Source organism: Histophilus somni (genome assembly GCF_014202395.1).
GTDB lineage: Bacteria > Pseudomonadota > Gammaproteobacteria > Enterobacterales > Pasteurellaceae > Histophilus > Histophilus somni.
Genome location: NZ_JACHGQ010000010.1, coordinates 35,631 through 51,755 on the forward strand (window position 1 = coordinate 35,631; position 16,125 = coordinate 51,755).

A 16,125-nucleotide genomic window follows, 5' to 3' on the forward strand; every position below is an offset into this window, starting at 1 on the left:
AAACGAAATAAAAGTTTTCAATAAAGTCAATTTACGCAATAGCAAATTTATGTATAATGCTTTTACCGTAAATTTTAATTTGGTTATAACCAGCGGAATATTACATAAGGAGATTGGAAATGGGTAATTATTTCAATACATTAAATTTGCGTCAACAACTTGACCAGTTAGGTCGTTGTCGCTTTATGGATCGTGAGGAATTTGCCGATGGGGTTAATTTCTTAAAAGGTAAAAAAATTGTCATTATCGGATGTGGTGCTCAAGGATTAAATCAAGGTTTAAATATGCGAGATTCCGGTTTGGATATTGCTTATGCTCTTCGTCCGGAAACTATTGAGGAAAAACGTGCTTCTTTTCAGCGAGCAAGTGAAAACGGATTTGTTGTAGGAACTTATCAGCAATTAATTCCTACGGCGGATTTGGTGATTAATTTAACACCAGATAAACAACACTCTAAAGTCGTTGCTGATGTTATGCCGTTAATTAAACAAGGAGCAGCTTTGGGATATTCGCATGGTTTAAATATTGTTGAAGTGGGAGAAAAAATTCGTCAGGACATCACTGTGGTAATGGTCGCTCCTAAGTGTCCTGGGACGGAAGTGCGGGAAGAATTTAAACGTGGATTCGGTGTGCCGACGTTAATTGCTGTTCATCCTGAAAACGATCCGAAAGGTGAAGGGTTAGCCATTGCTAAAGCATGGGCTGCGGCGACTGGTGGACATCGTGCTGGTGTTTTGGAATCTTCTTTTGTTGCGGAAGTAAAATCCGATTTAATGGGAGAGCAAACAATTTTATGCGGTATGTTACAGGCTGGTTCTTTAGTATGTTATGACAAGTTAATCGCTGATGGTAAAGATCCGGCATATGCGGGTAAATTAATTCAATATGGTTGGGAAACAATTACTGAAGCCTTAAAACAAGGCGGTATTACCTTAATGATGGATCGGTTATCTAATAGTGCTAAGTTACGTGCATTTTCCCTTTCCGAGCAAATTAAAGAAAAATTGGATTTTCTATTTAAAAAACATATGGATGATATTATCAGCGGTGAATTTTCCCGTGTCATGATGGAAGACTGGGCAAACGGTGATGCTAATTTATTGAAATGGCGTGAACAAACCGGTAAAACAGCATTTGAAAATGCACCGAAAGGAGAAAATATTAAAATTTCCGAACAAGAATATTTCGATCATGGCGTATTAATGGTAGCAATGGTTAAAGCTGGCGTTGAATTGGCTTTTGATACAATGGTAGAAACGGGAATTTATGAAGAGTCTGCCTATTATGAATCACTACACGAGTTACCATTAATTGCCAATACAATTGCTCGTAAGCGTTTATATGAAATGAATGTAGTCATCTCTGATACTGCTGAGTATGGTAATTATTTATTTGCTAACGTAGCGGCTCCAATTTTAGCTAAAGAAATTATTCCAACGTTAAAACGTGGTGATTTAGGTGAGTCAACACCAGCAACGGAAATCGATAATATTTTGTTACGTGATGTAAATGATGCAATTCGTCAGCATCCGATTGAATTAATCGGTCAGGAATTGCGTGGTTATATGACAGACATGAAACGTATTTCTTCACAGGGATAATTTTAACTGATTTTGCTGTAAAACTACCGCACTTTTGTTTCGTTATTGAGATAAAAGTGCGGTGATTTTTATATGGAGTCGATAAAATAACAGGTAGGTATAAAACGTGCTTTTGTGTTTATGCTAAATTAGCAATCCTGTTTTCCGTACTTCTCTTGTCGGAGGATTTGGCGTACGTTCTCATCAAACTCCGCTAATACTTCGTCTGCATTTTTCGGATCTGTACCGCACACATCTAAGTAGAACTTCACTTTCGGCTCGGTGCCGGATGGACGAACAATAAGGCGACTACCATTTTCAAGCACAAACACGAGAATATCGCTAGCACGATCAGTTTTACTGTGATCAATAAATTGTGTAACTTTGAAACCGCCTAATTCTGTTAGTGGTTCTTTACGAAGTGCGGTCATCATTTTGCCGATATCCGATAATTCGTTCACACGAATAGAGATTTGTCCGCTTACATATGCACCGAATTCCGCAGTAAAGTCATTAGCGTAATCTGTTAGTGTTTTACCCTCTTTTTTCAGGCTACGGACTAAATCTAAGAAGGCAATAGCTGCTGAAATCCCGTCTTTATCACGTACTTTGTTTGGATCGACTAAGTAGCCCAATGCTTCTTCAAAGCCGAACAATAAGTCGTTCACTTTGCCGATATATTTGAAACCAGTTAAAGTTTCTTCGGATTGGAAACCGTATTTTTTCGCAATTTCCGCCAGAGCAGGACTAGAAACCAGTGAGCAAGCTAATTTGCCCTGTTTGCCCTGTGCGTGGTATTGTTTTGCTAGATACCAACCTAAGAAACAACCAATCACGTTACCGTGCAAAGGTTTCCAGTTGCCTTCCGAATCAGGTACCGCAACTGCAAGACGGTCTGCGTCAGGGTCGTTGGCAATGATGAACTCGGCATTTTTTGCTTTTGCCAGTTTAATTGCTAAATCTAACGCACCTTTCTCTTCTGGATTTGGGAAATTGACCGTTGGGAATGATCCATCAGGTTGAATTTGCTCTTCGACCAAATATGGTTGTGGTAAGCCTGCTTTCGCTAAGGTTTTACTCAACACTTCATAGCCTACTCCGTGCATTGCGGTGTAAACGTAGTTAATATTTGCTTGTGGCTCTTTGGCAATAGAGGCAGTTTTTGCGATATATGCCTCTACGATCTCATCGTCTAACACTGTGTAGTGTTGGCTACGTGGTAAGTCACGAATATCGCCGTTAGCCACTTTGTCAATCAGTTTAGCGATGTCAACATCGGCTGGGGAGACGATTTGTCCCCCGCCGTTCGCTTTACCTAAATAAACTTTATAGCCGTTATCTTCAGGAGGGTTGTGGCTTGCAGTGACCATCACGCCCGCCGTAGTGTTGAGGTATTTGATAGCGTAAGCCAGTACAGGTGTTGGCAATTTTCGTGGCAAAAGGAAGGTTTTGATGCCCGCACCAGCCATAATTTCAGCGGTATCTCGTACGAACACATCAGAGTTTTTACGACCGTCATAACCTAATACGATAGAGGGTTCACTATCATAGCCTTTTAGGTATTCCGCCAAACCGCCCGCTGCTTGAGCCACGAGTACACGGTTCATACCCATAGAACCAGCTTGTAAGCGACCGCGTAAACCAGCGGTACCGAATTGCAACCGACCGTTAAAACGGTTATGTAACTCTTTCTGTGCATTCATATCGCCTGCTTTGGCTTGGTTGAGTAATGTTTGTAATTCTGCACGAGTTTCCGCATCAGGGTCTTGAGCGAGCCAGTTTTGAGCAGTGGTAAAAAGGGCAGTCATAACAGTTCTCCATGAATAAGTTTAATGAAAAGTCAGTTAAGTATATCTTAGCTTTTAAGCATGCGTAACTTAATTATTCTTTTGTTATGGTTTATTAAGGCAAATCAGATTTGCTATTCTTAATCACCCTATAACTTTTTTGTGCTTTATCTACTTTGAGTAAATAATTTCTTGCTTGCTCAGAGGGGTGCATAGTAGTAAGAATACGATATACTTGCTCCGGATATAAGCGATTAATTTTGTTAATTGCTATATCTCGATCATTATGAAACACTCGTAGTACTGCTCCGGCACCGCTATTGTAAGCGGAAATCATTGCAAAACGTTTTGAAGTTGGATTTGTTATACCATCTAAATATTTATCCCGTAATAAAGTCAAATAGGCAACACCTGTATCAATATTTTTAGCGGGATTAAAGAGATATTTTTTTGACGGTTGCCCGTTTAACCCTTTTAAATGGAATACATCTCGCCCTGCAGTATGAGGTACAACTTGCATTAAACCTATTGCGTTAGCATAACTAATTGCATAAGGATTGAAACTTGATTCCGTTTGCATAATACCAAGAATTAAACTTTCATCTATCCCATAACGTCCGGCGGCTTTTCGAATTAGAGGTAAATAGCGTTGGGCACGCACTGCAACATGGTTTGCAACCATTGGAATAATAACATACTGTACAGGATTCCCATTAGTGAGGTAACGTGTTTGCAACTTATTTTGTAAAAGATAATTTGCAAAATTACTTGCCGTCGCAATATTTTTAACTTGTGCACCTTTATGATCAACAACTAATCCGACGAGGAATGGACGAGAACTGATAGGCACATCGCCAGAGGTAAATAAATCGATTCCTTTTGCATCCGCACCCATTAATAAAGTATGAATAATCGAATGATATAAACGACTTTTATCACCCAATGTTTCAATCATAATAGAACCTTCATCAAAGCTGATATGACTGCGAGTGTAAAAATTATCTGTGTATTTTACATAGTCTTTTCTGCTTGCCACGAGGAGTTCATTTACTCCCCAAATTTGATCGATATTATGAGAAAATTGTCCGGTTAAAATATCAAGTCCTTGAGTATCTTTTGCAAAAGCTTCATCATAGTCATCATTTAGCGTAGAACTACTACAAGCAAAAAGAAAAGGAATAATCGCAAATACAATATATTTTTTCATGTTAAATTATTTTTCTGTCGGAGGCACATAGCCCTCAATATGAACATCTTTCCCTTCAAAAAGAAAATTTGTCATTTCTTGTTCTAATAACTGGCGATGTTCGGAATTCATCATATTTAATTTTTTCTCATTAACTAACATGGTTTGTTTTTTCATCCATTCCGCCCATGCCTGTTTACTGATATTGTCAAAAATCCGTTTACCTAACTCGCCGGGATATAGCTGAAAATCCAATCCTTCAGCCTCTTGATTTAAGTAAGTGCAAAACACATTTCTTGCCATAATTATTTCCTTTTTTGAAATTCGATCAATAAATTTTTAACCGGCACAGCCAAACCAATTTGGCTTGGATTGGTAGGATCATACCAATATTTGACCGCACTTGATATAGGAGAACCATATTCTACGTTATTTTCTGCAATTTTTTTCCAATCTGTGCGATCAAATTCTACTTCCTGAGTTTGTATTTGTGCATAAATTGGATAAATATCTAAATGAAAATGGCTGAATGTATGACGAAATGCCGTCCATTGTTGATATTGTTGAATACCTTGCTGAGAAAGATGAGCCAATAATTCAGTCAGGGTATCAAACTGCGGAAAACAATATAATCCGCCCCAAAGTCCTGAAATAGGGCGTTGTTCTAAAGCAACCTTACCTTGATTCTCCAAAATCAGAAAATAACTTTTTCTCTCAGGTAACGATTTCTTCGGCTTTTTAGACGGAAAATCTACCCAATTATTGTTTAAATTAGCACCGCACTTTATGGCTAATGGACACAACAAGCACTTAGGTTTTGTACGAGTACAAACCATCGCACCTAAGTCCATCATAGCTTGATTAAAATCTGCGACCTGCTCTGTAGGGGTAACCTCCGCACTCAATTGCCAAAGCTTCTCCTCTACTTTTTTATCACCAGTCCAACCTTGCACCTGAAAATAACGAGTCAGCACTCGCTTTACATTACCGTCCAAAATAGGATAAGGCTGATTAAGTACTGAAGATAAAACCGCCCCAGCTGTACTACGTCCAATACCGGGTAAAGCCCACACGTGCTGAAAATCCGTTGGAAATTCACCTTGATACTGATCTCTTATGGTTTGTGCAGCCCTATGCAAATTGCGAGCTCTTGCATAATAACCCAGTCCTGTCCATAAGTGTAGCACTTCATCTAAAGGTGCATTGGCAAGTGCGGTAATATTTGGAAAAACTTTAATAAAACGTTCAAAGTAAGGAATAACTGTCGCTACTTGAGTTTGTTGCAACATCACCTCGGATAACCAAACACCATATAGAGTTTTATTTTGCTGCCAAGGTAAGTTTTTACGCCCGAATTGCCGATACCATTTAAGTACTGTATAAGCAAAAGGATTGTTAATAGAGGATTGAGCCTGCATAATTTAGGTAATCAAAATAAAAAGAAGTGTAACATAATCAAATAAAAAGTGCGGCTTTATCTTAATTGATAAATTTAACCGCACTTTATATTTTCTATTAAACCCCTTATAATTTGCCCCCAAAATTAACAAGTAGTCAAATGAAATGACAGAACAAAAGATTACGTTTGCCGATCAAAAAAGAAAGACCGTTGAAATAGCTGAATTTACTGAAGATGGACGTTATAAACGCAAAGTTCGCAGCTTTGTATTACGCACAGGACGTTTAAGCGAATTTCAGCGTAACATGATGAATAATAATTGGGCAACATTAGGACTTGAGTATCAAACAACTGCTTTTGATTTCACACAGATTTATGGCAACACCAACCCTGTGATTTTGGAGATTGGCTTTGGTATGGGGAAATCTTTAGTAGAAATGGCACTACAAAATCCCGATAAAAATTATCTTGGCATTGAAGTACATACGCCGGGAGTAGGTGCTTGCATCGCTTATGCAGTTGAAAAGCAGGTAAAAAATCTACGTGTTATTTGCCATGATGCAACCGAGATCTTACAAGACTGTATTGCAGACAATAGTTTAGCCGGATTACAACTATTTTTCCCCGATCCTTGGCATAAAACAAAACATCATAAACGCCGAATTGTACAACCGCACTTTGTTGAAAAAATTCAACAAAAACTGGTACCAAACGGCTTTGTTCATATGGCAACGGACTGGGAAAATTATGCGGAATATATGTTGGAAGTGTTAACAAGTGCGGTCGGTTTACGCAATACTTCTGCAACGAATGACTATATTCCACGTCCGGATTTTCGTCCTTTAACCAAATTTGAACAACGTGGTCATAATTTGGGTCATGGGGTTTGGGATTTATTTTTTATTAAAAACATAACATAACGAGGTAATTTATGAAGAAAATAGCTCTTTTTTCAATACTTTTCGCAAGCCAAGTCGCAATGGCACATAGCGATGTACTTCAACCACAATCTTTTGAAAGTAAATACAGTTTTGACCAAACAATAACTGTACTTACAGATACACTCACAGAAAAAGGAATGACCATTTTTGCAAAAATCGATCATCAAAAAGCGGCTAAAGAATCGGGGCTAACAATGCAACCTGCAACGGTAATTATTTACGGTGCCCCAAAAGCAGGCACACCATTGATGGTTAAAGATCCCAGTCTTGCATTACAATTACCATTAAAGGTGTTAGTGACCGAAGCAGAAAAAGGCGAAGTGAAAGTGTTATTAAATACTGCCGAACAAGTAGTTAGCCACTCTAAGACCCCTTATTCAGCGGTGGAAAATAGTTTAGCTAAAGCGGAAAAACTAATTAAAGCAACTGTTTCTAAATAAATTCGTTTTCAAGCAACTTAGAAAAATATAAAATGCAAAGGATAAAATAAATCCAACAGAATAAACCGCACTTTAAATCCTAAACAGAGTCTATAAAGTGCGGTTATTTTTACTAAAATTTCTTCTTAGTCCGCTACATTGCTGGCGGGAATAAAACTCCCCAAATTGTAAGCCTCCAGTTTTATAGGTAGATTAGGACTGATATCAAAAATCGTCAATGTTCCTTGAGTTACAGGCAAAAGATGCTTAGTAGATAGCGATACTAAAGATTCACAAGCTGCTCGAATTACACCGCTATGAACAATAGCTAGAATATCGTCATCGTATTTATTTGCCCATTTTAGTAGTGCTTGTGAAATACGTTGACAAAATGCTTGCCAACTCTCAGCCCCATTCGGTGTGTAATCGCCATTACGCCAATCCTGATATAAAGCCGGATGTTGAGCTATTATTTCCGTTTTTCTACAACCTTCCCATTCTCCCATTGCCAACTCTCTAAGCTCACTGTCTTTAATTGGATTTTTATAACCAATAATTTCCGCTGTTTGTAGTGCTCTCCCCAAATCTGAACTGATCACATATTTAGGTGAGAATTGCTCAATCAAAGGCTTAATTGCTTTCGCTTGCTGAATACCTTTTTCAGATAACGGCGAGTTTTGGTGTCCCTGTAGGCGATGTTCTTGATTCCATAGCGTTTCGCCGTGACGTAATAAAATTAATCGCATGATTCCTCTCCGTTTTTTTATAAGGTATATCCAAGTAATTGGAACCAAGTAAAAATTGATAAACAAATGATCGAGGCACCGATAAAGCAAGTAACCAAACCGTATTTCATTTGATCCAACACACTAAAATAACCAGTGGCAAAATAAATTGTGTTTACTTTGGAATGTGGAGGCAACGTTATAGTATATGTCAGTGTAAATGACGCAGCTAAAGCTAAGGTTACAGGATTCATCCCTAAAGATTGTGCCAAGGCAATAATAGATGGAATAAGAATTGTCGTTTTGACCGTTTTACTGGTAAAAATCAAGTGGCTATACATACATACGAAGATTACTACCACATAAACAGCCGTATGGCTCATTGTTTCTAAACCTAATCCATGAACGACTTTATCCATAATCCATTGAGCACCTTTAGTCGATTCTAAGGTATTACCTGCAGCATAAGCACCGGCAGCAAACAACATTAAATCCCATTTAATTTTGGCTTCGGACCAAGTGAGTAATCCAATTCTTGGCATTAAGCAGAGAACTGCTGCTATCACAGCGGTCATATAAACACTAATTTTGAAGCCGAACCATGCTTTTTGATAACTTTCCGTTGCCCAAAGTAGAACCGTAAGCAAAAAGATTGCCATAGCTTTCTTTTCATCTAAAGTTAAAGAACCTAATTTTTTATATTCTGCTTGAAGACGAGATAAAGCTTCAAAAAAATGAGTTTCTTTCTTCATTGAGAACAGTTTAAAACCAATTAAGAAAGAAATTATCATGGTAACAAAAGCTATGGGGAAAGATGCCAAAAGCCAATCAAGATAACCAATATCTCCGCCAGCTTGATTATTAATAAATCCAACCGCAATAATATTACCGGCAGTTCCTGTCATTACACCGGATGTTGCAATTGCATCAGCTTGCACACCTTGTAACATCATTAATTTACCAAAATTGCTTTCACCCGGTACCGCACGATAAATTTCCAGTAAAATTAAACAAATAGGCACCATTAATGAAGCCCTAGCAGTTGTAGAAGGTACGAAGAAAACTAGTATAAAATTAATTAATATCAAAACAAACATAGCCTTGCGTGGTGTTTGTCCAAAATGAGTGATCATCCATAAAGCAAAACGTCGAGCAATATTTGATTTAATCATTGCTGAAGTCAGCACAAAAGCAGATACCATTAACCAAATTACATCATATCCAAGAGTAGCGAAAACAACTTTATCTTTTGCAACGGTCTGAGTTAATGGCAATAAAATAATGACTAACAAAGATGTTAAATAAATAGGAATTGAACCACATACCCAAAGGATTAAAGCACTACAGAAAATTGCAATCGCTTTTTGCCCTTGTACCGTTAAACCATCAGGTGTTGGCATGAACATCAATACAAGTAATACGATTAAAGCTAACGGGATACCGATTTTTTTCAGCCATTCTTTTCGGGCAGATTGGTGTTCTTGATTTTGAATTACTGTGTCATTCATGGTGAGTTACTCCATATATTGTCTATAGAATAATCTGATTATAGAGAGTTGATTAAACATAAAAAAATTGTATTATTCTATACAAGCTATAAATTATTTTTATGGAATTGATATGAATTTAAGTCAACTTAAAGCTTTTATAGTACTTTCTGAATGTTTAAATGTAACAGAAACTGCGAATAAACTCTTTTGCACGCAACCGTCAGTAAGTATTAAGATTAAAAAACTTGAAGAGTCATTAAATACAGTTTTATTTGAGCGAATTAATAATCGACTTTATTTAACCGAACAAGGCAAGATTTTCCAAAATTATGCAAAGCAAACACTTTCTACATTGGAAACTTCAATAGAACATCTCCATCAATACGATGATCCCAACTACGGAAAAATTACTATTGGTGCCAGCCATTTTGTGGGTGTTTATTTGCTCCCGAAAATAATTGCCGAATATAAAAAAATATCACCTAACGTTAAGCTAAGTATTGATATTTTACCTTCCCCCCAACTCATTCATAAATTAGAAAATCACCAAATTGATTTTTTGATTATGTCGGATCAAATTTATTTTGATCCGCAAACCTATCAAACTCACAGATTTTTATCTGACGAACTCATTTTAATTGCTTCACCTAAAAATCCTTTAGCAAAAAAAACAGCATGTGATTTCACCGCACTTAGCCAGCAACAACTCATCATGAAACCTAATCTTTCTGAAACAAGAAAATTTATTTTTCAACATTTTAACCATGAACAAATTACACAACTAAAAATAATGGAATTTAACAGCTTAGAAGGAATTAAACATTGTGTAATCAATAATCTAGGGGTTTCCTTTATTTCAAGACTGGCTGTAACGCATGAATTGAATAGTCAACTGTTAGTTGAAATTCCATTAAAAAACTTAACTTTTGAAAGAGGGATTAATTATATTTTTTATAAAGACAAATTTATTTCCCCTGCGATACAAAGATTTTTTTCATTACTTCACAACAAATAATTAATATAAGCTCGGATTTTGTTTTTTTATTAAGGACAGGCGATAAATATGCTATGATTGCCCAGCCTGACAAGAATAGTAACAATAGGAGAAAAGTATGGCGATTAAACGTAATCAAAGACAACGTAAAAAAATGCACTTAGCAGAATTCCAAGAGCTTGGCTTTTTAGTGAATTGGCAATTTGCAGAAAACACCCCTATTGAGCAAGTAGATGGAGTCGTTGATCGTTTTATTCGTGAAGTTATTCAAGAAAACGGACTTGCTTACGAAGGTAGCGGTTATCTTCATTGGGAAGGTTTAGTTTGTTTGGAAAAATTGGGAAAATGTGATGAAAGTCATCGCACTTTGGTGAAAAACTGGTTGGAGAAAAACGGTTTACAACAAATTGAAATCAGTGAATTATTCGATATTTGGTGGGATTACCCTACAAAGTAGTCAAATCGAAAGTTGTTTATAAGATCCCGCTTTTAGTGGGATTTTTCTTGCAAAAATCCTTGACGAACAGCTATTTCAAGCGTAACATTCCGCACGATTTAGTAACGAGAGGACATACACTTTGGACAGTCATAGTCGATACCTATTATCTTTTTTCTAAATCTCGTCTTGTCTTTCTAGCACTTATCGGCGGGATTACGCAGGTAAGTTCCATTACCTATTTTTCAGGTATCTTTTAATCAAATATAATTTTCACCGCACTTTATACGTGTCTTATTTGATTTTATTTTGTTCATTGCGTTGTTCATAATCCCTTTAGAGGAGCATGACAAAATGATTAATGCTTTTTCACTCGAAGATGCCCGTTTGGTTCGTATTGATGAAAGTGCTGATACAGAGTTGAATAATGCGGTTTGGTTGGATTTACTTGAGCCGAGTAAAGAAGAGCGTGATTTGTTACAGGAAGGACTTGGGCAAAATTTAGCCACTTTTTTAGAGTTAGAGGATATTGAAGCGTCTGCACGTTTTTTCGAAGATGAAGATGGCTTACATTTACACTCTTTCTTTTATTGCGAAGATGAAAATGATTATGCCGATTTAGCCAGCGTTGCCTTTACCATTCGTGACGGGCGATTATTTACTTTAAGAGATCGTGAATTGCCGGCATTTCGTCTATACCGTATGCGTTCACGCAATCAACGTTTAGTTGAATGTAATGCCTATGAGGTGTTATTAGACTTATTTGAAACTAAAATTGAACAATTAGCTGACGTAATTGAAAATGTGTACGCTGATTTGGAAAAATTGAGTCGTATTATTTTAGAAGGTAAACAAGGTGAGGCTTTTGATCAGGCGTTAGCAACTATCACTGAACAAGAAGATACCAGTTCTAAAGTACGATTGTGTTTAATGGATACTCAACGTGCATTGAGTTTTTTAGTGCGTAAAACACGTTTACCTACCAATCAGTTAGAACAAGCTCGAGAAATTTTGCGTGATATTGAGTCCCTACAACCGCATAATGAGTCATTATTTCAAAAAGTAAACTTTTTGATGCAAGCTGCTATGGGCTTTATCAATATTGAACAAAACCGTATTATTAAAATCTTCTCCGTTGTATCGGTAATTTTTTTACCGCCAACGTTAGTAGCATCAAATTATGGAATGAACTTTAGTAATATGCCGGAATTAGGCTTTAAGTTCGGCTATCCGCTGGCATTGGGTCTGATGGCATTAGCAGCATTTGCACCTTATTGGTATTTTAAACGTAAAGGATGGTTATAATGATTTATCAATTAAATTCAATTCAGTTTTTATTGAATACTATTTTTGACGTATTAAGTTTTCTTTTTATGTTACGTATGTGGTTTCAGTATTGCCGTGTTGATTTTTATAGTTCTTTTTCACAATCTTTGGTGAAATTCACTAATCCAATTATTTTGCCTTTGCAAAAAGTTTTGCCGACAATAAAAAATATTAATTTTGCACCGCTCTTTGTTGTCTTTGTATTAGGCGTATTAAAATATCATATGATTTTTGCGATAGTGGGTGCACGTTTTCCCATTGGACAAAGCGTAATTATTGCGTTATTACACACCTTAAGAACTTTTGGTGAATTGTTTTTATATATTTTATTTTTAGGAGCGATTTTAAGTTGGTTTAATCGTGGAGCTTTAAGTTATTTATTACATCAATTGGGAGAACCCTTGCTCAAACCTGTTCGTCGCCTACTACCTAGAACAGGGATGATTGATTTTTCCCCCATGTTACTTGCCTTTATTTTATTTTATGGCAATCGTGTAATGTATGATTTATTAGGAAATTATTGGGCGTTGGCTTAAATCGTGTCAATATTGGTAGAAATGTATGCCTGCTGTGGAAAAAATTGGAGATAATTTACGTTTGAGGATCTTTTTGCAACCTAAAGCAAGCAAAGATCACCTTATCGGACTATATGATAACGCACTGAAAATCAGTATTACTGCCCCACCCATTGACGGACAGGCAAATGCTCACTTGTTGAAATTTTTAAGTAAAACTTTCAAAGTGGCAAAAAGTCAGATTATTTTGGAAAAAGGTGAACTGAGTCGGCATAAGCAAATTCTTATTCCTCACCCCAAAAGTATTCCACCGGTTGTAGCAAATTTACTGATAGAAACTACATAAAAAACCGCACTCTTTATAAAGTGCGGTTTTTTTACCAACGTTGACTCAATTAAGCATTTAAGATTTTTTGAATTTCTGCCATGCTTAAATGATATTCATGGGGACAGGCACGCCAGGCGTCAAGCATTTTGAGGTACTTATCCCACATTGGAGTTTGGGAGTCGCAACCATGTTCACAACGCATAAACTCTTGATATTTCCCTTCGACTGAGGTGATAAAGCGTAAGTAATTAAGATATTTTTTCTCCCGCACTGCACAATAGCCCGCAAATTGTAAGCGATGCGGTGTCAAAGCGGACTTATCCGGCAAATTATTGTAAGAAATTTGTAATGCGTTATACATCTCCAAAGTATTTAATACAGTGAGACATTCCGCTTCCGAAAGATCGGAAAACTCTTTATCCAATTCTTTCAGTTCTAAGCCGAAACCGCCTTTCACAATAGCTTCTAAACGTTGGTATTTTTGTGTATTGGTCGGATCCAATAAACCCATTAATCTATATTGATTGGCTAAGATTAAGCGTTGAGTTGAGGTCATTTCCATAATAAATTCCTTCTTGAGTTTAGTCGATGTCTTTTAAGTCTTCTTTAGAAAATTCTTCTTGCGTTCTCTTTATTTGTCCATCATGAGTATGATGATCTACATTCTGTAAATAAGCTTCACGGAATGTAACATAAGGATCTTTTGATTGTTCCAATAATGTTTCTTTGCCAAGCAGATTAGCTCGAGAATCAAGGCGTTGTATACTCGATTTGAGCAGTCCCCAAGGACCTAATAAGGATAACATCGGATAAGTTACATCAACAAGATTGCCGAGATCTTGACGAGGTGTTGCCGGTCCGTAAAGCGGTAACATTACATAAGACCCCGTTTCCATGCCATAAGTACCTAGCGTATCACCGAAACGGTGTTTATTTTCAATTTGCAGAGGTTCACTATAACTTGCCCAGTCGATGAGTCCACCTAATCCAAAGATTGAATTAATCCAAAAGCGATGAAAATGCACCATTGCCTTTTTAAACTCACCTTGCAACAAACGATTAACCATGCTGGCAGGTTCATCAAGATTGTTCGCTACATTAGTCAATCCCTTTCTGATTGGTTGTGGAACATATTCTTTCCAACCCTTTGCAATCGGTTTTAGCACATAAGGATCAGCAACGTTATAGTTAAAATCCCACATCACACGGTTAAATCCTTCTAAGGGATCTTTACGTTCTCCGGTTTGCTCATCTATAGTGGCACAAGCCGAAAGTAATAACATTGCACTCAGTGCGGTGATAATTAATTTGCTTTTTTTGACAGTTTTCATTTTTTAATCCTGATGAATAAAAAATCTTTGTGCATTGTAAACAACTTACCCCTTAACTACAAAGTAAATCATGCAATTAATGAATAACTTGTATAAATTGACTATTTCTTTAATTTAAAAACATAAAAAGCGGTGATCAGTTCACCGCTTTTTTGTGTTGAGATTGAATTATACATCATAAGTCGTTGATGCAGTATTGCCACCTCGTCCTGTCCAGTTAGTGTGGAAAAACTCGCCACGAGGTTTGTCAGTGCGTTCGTAGGTGTGAGCACCAAAGTAATCACGTTGTGCTTGTAACAAGTTTGCTGGCACACGCTCAGAAGTATAACCATCTAAGAAAGTAACCGCACTTGCCATACAAGGCATTGGGATACCCACCTCAATAGATTTTGCTACCACTTTACGCCAATCACTTAACGCATTTTCTAAAATGCCTTTAAAGTATGGATCTGACCCTAAGAAAATCAGATCCGGATTGGCTTCATAAGCATCACGAATATTACCTAAGAAACGGCTACGGATAATACAACCTTCACGCCATAAAAGTGCGGTCGCTCCGTAATTGATATTCCAACCGAAGTTTTCAGAGGCTTCACGAATGAGCATAAAGCCTTGAGCATAAGAAATGATTTTTGATGCCAATAATGCTTTACGCACAGCTTCAATCCAAACGTTTTTATCGCCTTCCACTTTGCCGATAGTCTTGTTGAAGAGTTTAGATACCGCCACACGTTGATCTTTGAAAGAGGATACGCAGCGAGCAAATACCGATTCTGTAATTAAAGTTAATGGAATTCCGAAATCTAAGGCGTTGATCCCTGTCCATTTACCTGTTCCTTTTTGCCCTGCAGTATCAAGAATTTTTTCGACTAACGGCTCGCCGTCCGCATCTTTATATCCAAGAATATCTGTTGTAATATCAATTAGATAGCTATCAAGCTCAGTTTTCTTCCACTCAGCAAAGATCTGTTGCATTTCATCATAGCTTAAACCTAAGCCATCTTTTAAGAACTGATAGGCTTCACAAATTAACTGCATATCACCATATTCGATACCGTTATGCACCATTTTCACAAAATGTCCTGAACCTTCTTTACCTACCCAATCACAGCAAGGTTCGCCTTTGTCGGTTTTGGCTGAAATGGCTTGTAAAATTGGTTTTACATATTGCCATGCTTCTTCATTGCCACCTGGCATAATAGATGGTCCGTGGCGAGCACCTTCTTCACCGCCTGAAACTCCCGAGCCAATAAAGCGAATACCTTTCTCAGCTAAGGCTTTTACACGACGATTTGTATCGGGATAGTTTGAGTTACCGCCATCAATAATGATGTCGCCTTGTTCTAAGTGCGGTAGTAATGCCTCAATAAATTGATCCACCACTTCCCCCGCACGTACCATCAACATTACTTTACGTGGCTTTTCCAATTTACCGGCAAGTTCTTCCAATGAATAGGCTCCGATGATGTTCGTGCCTTTCGCCGCACCTGCTAAAAACTCATCCACTTTTGAAGTAGTACGGTTATACGCCACGACTTTAAAGCCGTTGTCGTTCATATTCAAAATTAAATTTTGACCCATTACGGCGAGTCCAATCACGCCGATATCGCCTTTTTGTGACATTGTTTGCTCCTGTTGTTTTGGAATTTAATTACTTAACTGATACTT

The 16,125-nt window shown here is 37.3% G+C and carries 18 protein-coding genes; 9 read left to right on the forward strand and 9 right to left on the reverse strand.

What is annotated here, in order from left to right:
- The first annotated feature begins 119 nt into the window (after positions 1-119).
- Entirely contained in the window at positions 120-1,601 is a 1,482-nt protein-coding gene (gene ilvC, locus HNR69_RS07405; protein ID WP_075294288.1) for a ketol-acid reductoisomerase, read from the forward strand.
- Positions 1,602-1,729: 128 nt separating this feature from the next.
- Here the strand turns inward: ilvC and HNR69_RS07410 are convergent, their stop codons facing one another.
- The 4 genes from HNR69_RS07410 to mutY form a co-directional block, all read right to left on the reverse strand.
- A complete protein-coding gene (locus HNR69_RS07410) occupies positions 1,730-3,388 on the reverse strand; it encodes a phospho-sugar mutase (RefSeq protein WP_075294289.1) in 1,659 nt (552 codons plus the stop codon).
- A gap of 94 nt (positions 3,389-3,482) precedes the next feature.
- A complete protein-coding gene (mltC, locus tag HNR69_RS07415) occupies positions 3,483-4,574 on the reverse strand; it encodes a membrane-bound lytic murein transglycosylase MltC (protein WP_075294290.1) in 1,092 nt (363 codons plus the stop codon).
- A gap of 6 nt (positions 4,575-4,580) precedes the next feature.
- On the reverse strand, positions 4,581-4,856 hold the full coding sequence (locus HNR69_RS07420) for an oxidative damage protection protein (protein WP_011609813.1): 276 nt from the start codon (positions 4,854-4,856) through the stop codon (positions 4,581-4,583).
- Positions 4,857-4,858: 2 nt separating this feature from the next.
- A complete protein-coding gene (gene mutY / locus HNR69_RS07425; protein WP_075294291.1) occupies positions 4,859-5,971 on the reverse strand; it encodes an A/G-specific adenine glycosylase in 1,113 nt (370 codons plus the stop codon).
- Between the two features lie 145 nt (positions 5,972-6,116).
- Here mutY and trmB point away from each other — a divergent pair, with 145 nt between their 5' ends.
- Together trmB and HNR69_RS07435 are read left to right on the forward strand one after the other, a co-directional pair.
- The gene (trmB, locus tag HNR69_RS07430; RefSeq protein ID WP_075294292.1) at positions 6,117-6,872 is read left to right on the forward strand and encodes a tRNA (guanosine(46)-N7)-methyltransferase TrmB; all 756 of its coding nucleotides are present in this window, start codon (positions 6,117-6,119) and stop codon (positions 6,870-6,872) included.
- 11 nt (positions 6,873-6,883) lie between these two features.
- Positions 6,884-7,333: a DUF302 domain-containing protein gene (locus tag HNR69_RS07435; RefSeq protein ID WP_075294293.1), complete on the forward strand. Its 450-nt coding sequence runs from the start codon at positions 6,884-6,886 to the stop codon at positions 7,331-7,333.
- A 125-nt stretch (positions 7,334-7,458) separates the two neighbouring features.
- On the opposite strand, the gene HNR69_RS07440 is transcribed toward HNR69_RS07435, so the two are convergent.
- Positions 7,459-8,058, reverse strand: coding sequence for a histidine phosphatase family protein (locus HNR69_RS07440; RefSeq protein ID WP_041604411.1), 600 nt, complete (start codon positions 8,056-8,058; stop codon positions 7,459-7,461).
- Positions 8,059-8,075: 17 nt separating this feature from the next.
- Complete coding sequence (locus tag HNR69_RS07445) at positions 8,076-9,545, reverse strand: SLC13 family permease (protein ID WP_135026511.1); 1,470 nt, start codon at positions 9,543-9,545, stop codon at positions 8,076-8,078.
- 112 nt (positions 9,546-9,657) lie between these two features.
- Between HNR69_RS07445 and HNR69_RS07450 the strand changes: the two genes are divergently transcribed.
- From HNR69_RS07450 to yggU, 6 genes are all read left to right on the forward strand, one after another.
- The gene (locus HNR69_RS07450; RefSeq protein WP_075294294.1) at positions 9,658-10,542 is read left to right on the forward strand and encodes a LysR family transcriptional regulator; all 885 of its coding nucleotides are present in this window, start codon (positions 9,658-9,660) and stop codon (positions 10,540-10,542) included.
- Between the two features lie 97 nt (positions 10,543-10,639).
- Complete coding sequence (locus tag HNR69_RS07455) at positions 10,640-10,978, forward strand: YggL family protein (protein WP_075294295.1); 339 nt, start codon at positions 10,640-10,642, stop codon at positions 10,976-10,978.
- Positions 10,979-11,025: 47 nt separating this feature from the next.
- Positions 11,026-11,217, forward strand: coding sequence for a hypothetical protein (locus HNR69_RS07460; protein ID WP_135026509.1), 192 nt, complete (start codon positions 11,026-11,028; stop codon positions 11,215-11,217).
- A 94-nt stretch (positions 11,218-11,311) separates the two neighbouring features.
- The gene (gene corA / locus HNR69_RS07465) at positions 11,312-12,262 is read left to right on the forward strand and encodes a magnesium/cobalt transporter CorA (protein WP_011609804.1); all 951 of its coding nucleotides are present in this window, start codon (positions 11,312-11,314) and stop codon (positions 12,260-12,262) included.
- Positions 12,262-12,819 (forward strand): YggT family protein, encoded by a 558-nt coding sequence (locus HNR69_RS07470; RefSeq protein WP_075294296.1) that lies wholly within the window; start codon positions 12,262-12,264, stop codon positions 12,817-12,819. The genes corA and HNR69_RS07470 overlap by 1 nt, the downstream gene beginning before the upstream one ends.
- 25 nt (positions 12,820-12,844) lie before the next feature.
- Positions 12,845-13,144 (forward strand): DUF167 family protein YggU, encoded by a 300-nt coding sequence (gene yggU / locus HNR69_RS07475; RefSeq protein WP_011609802.1) that lies wholly within the window; start codon positions 12,845-12,847, stop codon positions 13,142-13,144.
- A gap of 49 nt (positions 13,145-13,193) precedes the next feature.
- Here the strand turns inward: yggU and HNR69_RS07480 are convergent, their stop codons facing one another.
- The 3 genes from HNR69_RS07480 to gnd all read right to left on the reverse strand — a co-directional run bounded on the left by HNR69_RS07480 (position 13,194) and on the right by gnd (position 16,080).
- Positions 13,194-13,688, reverse strand: a complete 495-nt coding sequence (locus HNR69_RS07480; RefSeq protein WP_012340916.1) for a YfbU family protein — start codon at positions 13,686-13,688, stop codon at positions 13,194-13,196.
- A gap of 19 nt (positions 13,689-13,707) precedes the next feature.
- Entirely contained in the window at positions 13,708-14,457 is a 750-nt protein-coding gene (locus HNR69_RS07485) for an MlaA family lipoprotein (RefSeq protein ID WP_012340915.1), read from the reverse strand.
- A 168-nt stretch (positions 14,458-14,625) separates the two neighbouring features.
- Positions 14,626-16,080: a decarboxylating NADP(+)-dependent phosphogluconate dehydrogenase gene (gene gnd, locus HNR69_RS07490; RefSeq protein WP_075294297.1), complete on the reverse strand. Its 1,455-nt coding sequence runs from the start codon at positions 16,078-16,080 to the stop codon at positions 14,626-14,628.
- Between the last annotated feature and the right edge of the window lie 45 nt (positions 16,081-16,125).

What these genes read in the sequence shown, in the direction of transcription:
- ilvC (WP_075294288.1), top strand. Translation starts at nt 120, where the DNA reads ATGGGTAATTATTTCAATACATTAAATTTGCGTCAACAACTTGACCAG.
- HNR69_RS07410 (WP_075294289.1), bottom strand. Translation starts at nt 3,388, where the DNA reads ATGACTGCCCTTTTTACCACTGCTCAAAACTGGCTCGCTCAAGACCCT.
- mltC (WP_075294290.1), bottom strand. Translation starts at nt 4,574, where the DNA reads ATGAAAAAATATATTGTATTTGCGATTATTCCTTTTCTTTTTGCTTGT.
- HNR69_RS07420 (WP_011609813.1), bottom strand. Translation starts at nt 4,856, where the DNA reads ATGGCAAGAAATGTGTTTTGCACTTACTTAAATCAAGAGGCTGAAGGA.
- mutY (WP_075294291.1), bottom strand. Translation starts at nt 5,971, where the DNA reads ATGCAGGCTCAATCCTCTATTAACAATCCTTTTGCTTATACAGTACTT.
- trmB (WP_075294292.1), top strand. Translation starts at nt 6,117, where the DNA reads ATGACAGAACAAAAGATTACGTTTGCCGATCAAAAAAGAAAGACCGTT.
- HNR69_RS07435 (WP_075294293.1), top strand. Translation starts at nt 6,884, where the DNA reads ATGAAGAAAATAGCTCTTTTTTCAATACTTTTCGCAAGCCAAGTCGCA.
- HNR69_RS07440 (WP_041604411.1), bottom strand. Translation starts at nt 8,058, where the DNA reads ATGCGATTAATTTTATTACGTCACGGCGAAACGCTATGGAATCAAGAA.
- HNR69_RS07445 (WP_135026511.1), bottom strand. Translation starts at nt 9,545, where the DNA reads ATGAATGACACAGTAATTCAAAATCAAGAACACCAATCTGCCCGAAAA.
- HNR69_RS07450 (WP_075294294.1), top strand. Translation starts at nt 9,658, where the DNA reads ATGAATTTAAGTCAACTTAAAGCTTTTATAGTACTTTCTGAATGTTTA.
- HNR69_RS07455 (WP_075294295.1), top strand. Translation starts at nt 10,640, where the DNA reads ATGGCGATTAAACGTAATCAAAGACAACGTAAAAAAATGCACTTAGCA.
- corA (WP_011609804.1), top strand. Translation starts at nt 11,312, where the DNA reads ATGATTAATGCTTTTTCACTCGAAGATGCCCGTTTGGTTCGTATTGAT.
- HNR69_RS07470 (WP_075294296.1), top strand. Translation starts at nt 12,262, where the DNA reads ATGATTTATCAATTAAATTCAATTCAGTTTTTATTGAATACTATTTTT.
- yggU (WP_011609802.1), top strand. Translation starts at nt 12,845, where the DNA reads ATGCCTGCTGTGGAAAAAATTGGAGATAATTTACGTTTGAGGATCTTT.
- HNR69_RS07480 (WP_012340916.1), bottom strand. Translation starts at nt 13,688, where the DNA reads ATGGAAATGACCTCAACTCAACGCTTAATCTTAGCCAATCAATATAGA.
- HNR69_RS07485 (WP_012340915.1), bottom strand. Translation starts at nt 14,457, where the DNA reads ATGAAAACTGTCAAAAAAAGCAAATTAATTATCACCGCACTGAGTGCA.
- gnd (WP_075294297.1), bottom strand. Translation starts at nt 16,080, where the DNA reads ATGTCACAAAAAGGCGATATCGGCGTGATTGGACTCGCCGTAATGGGT.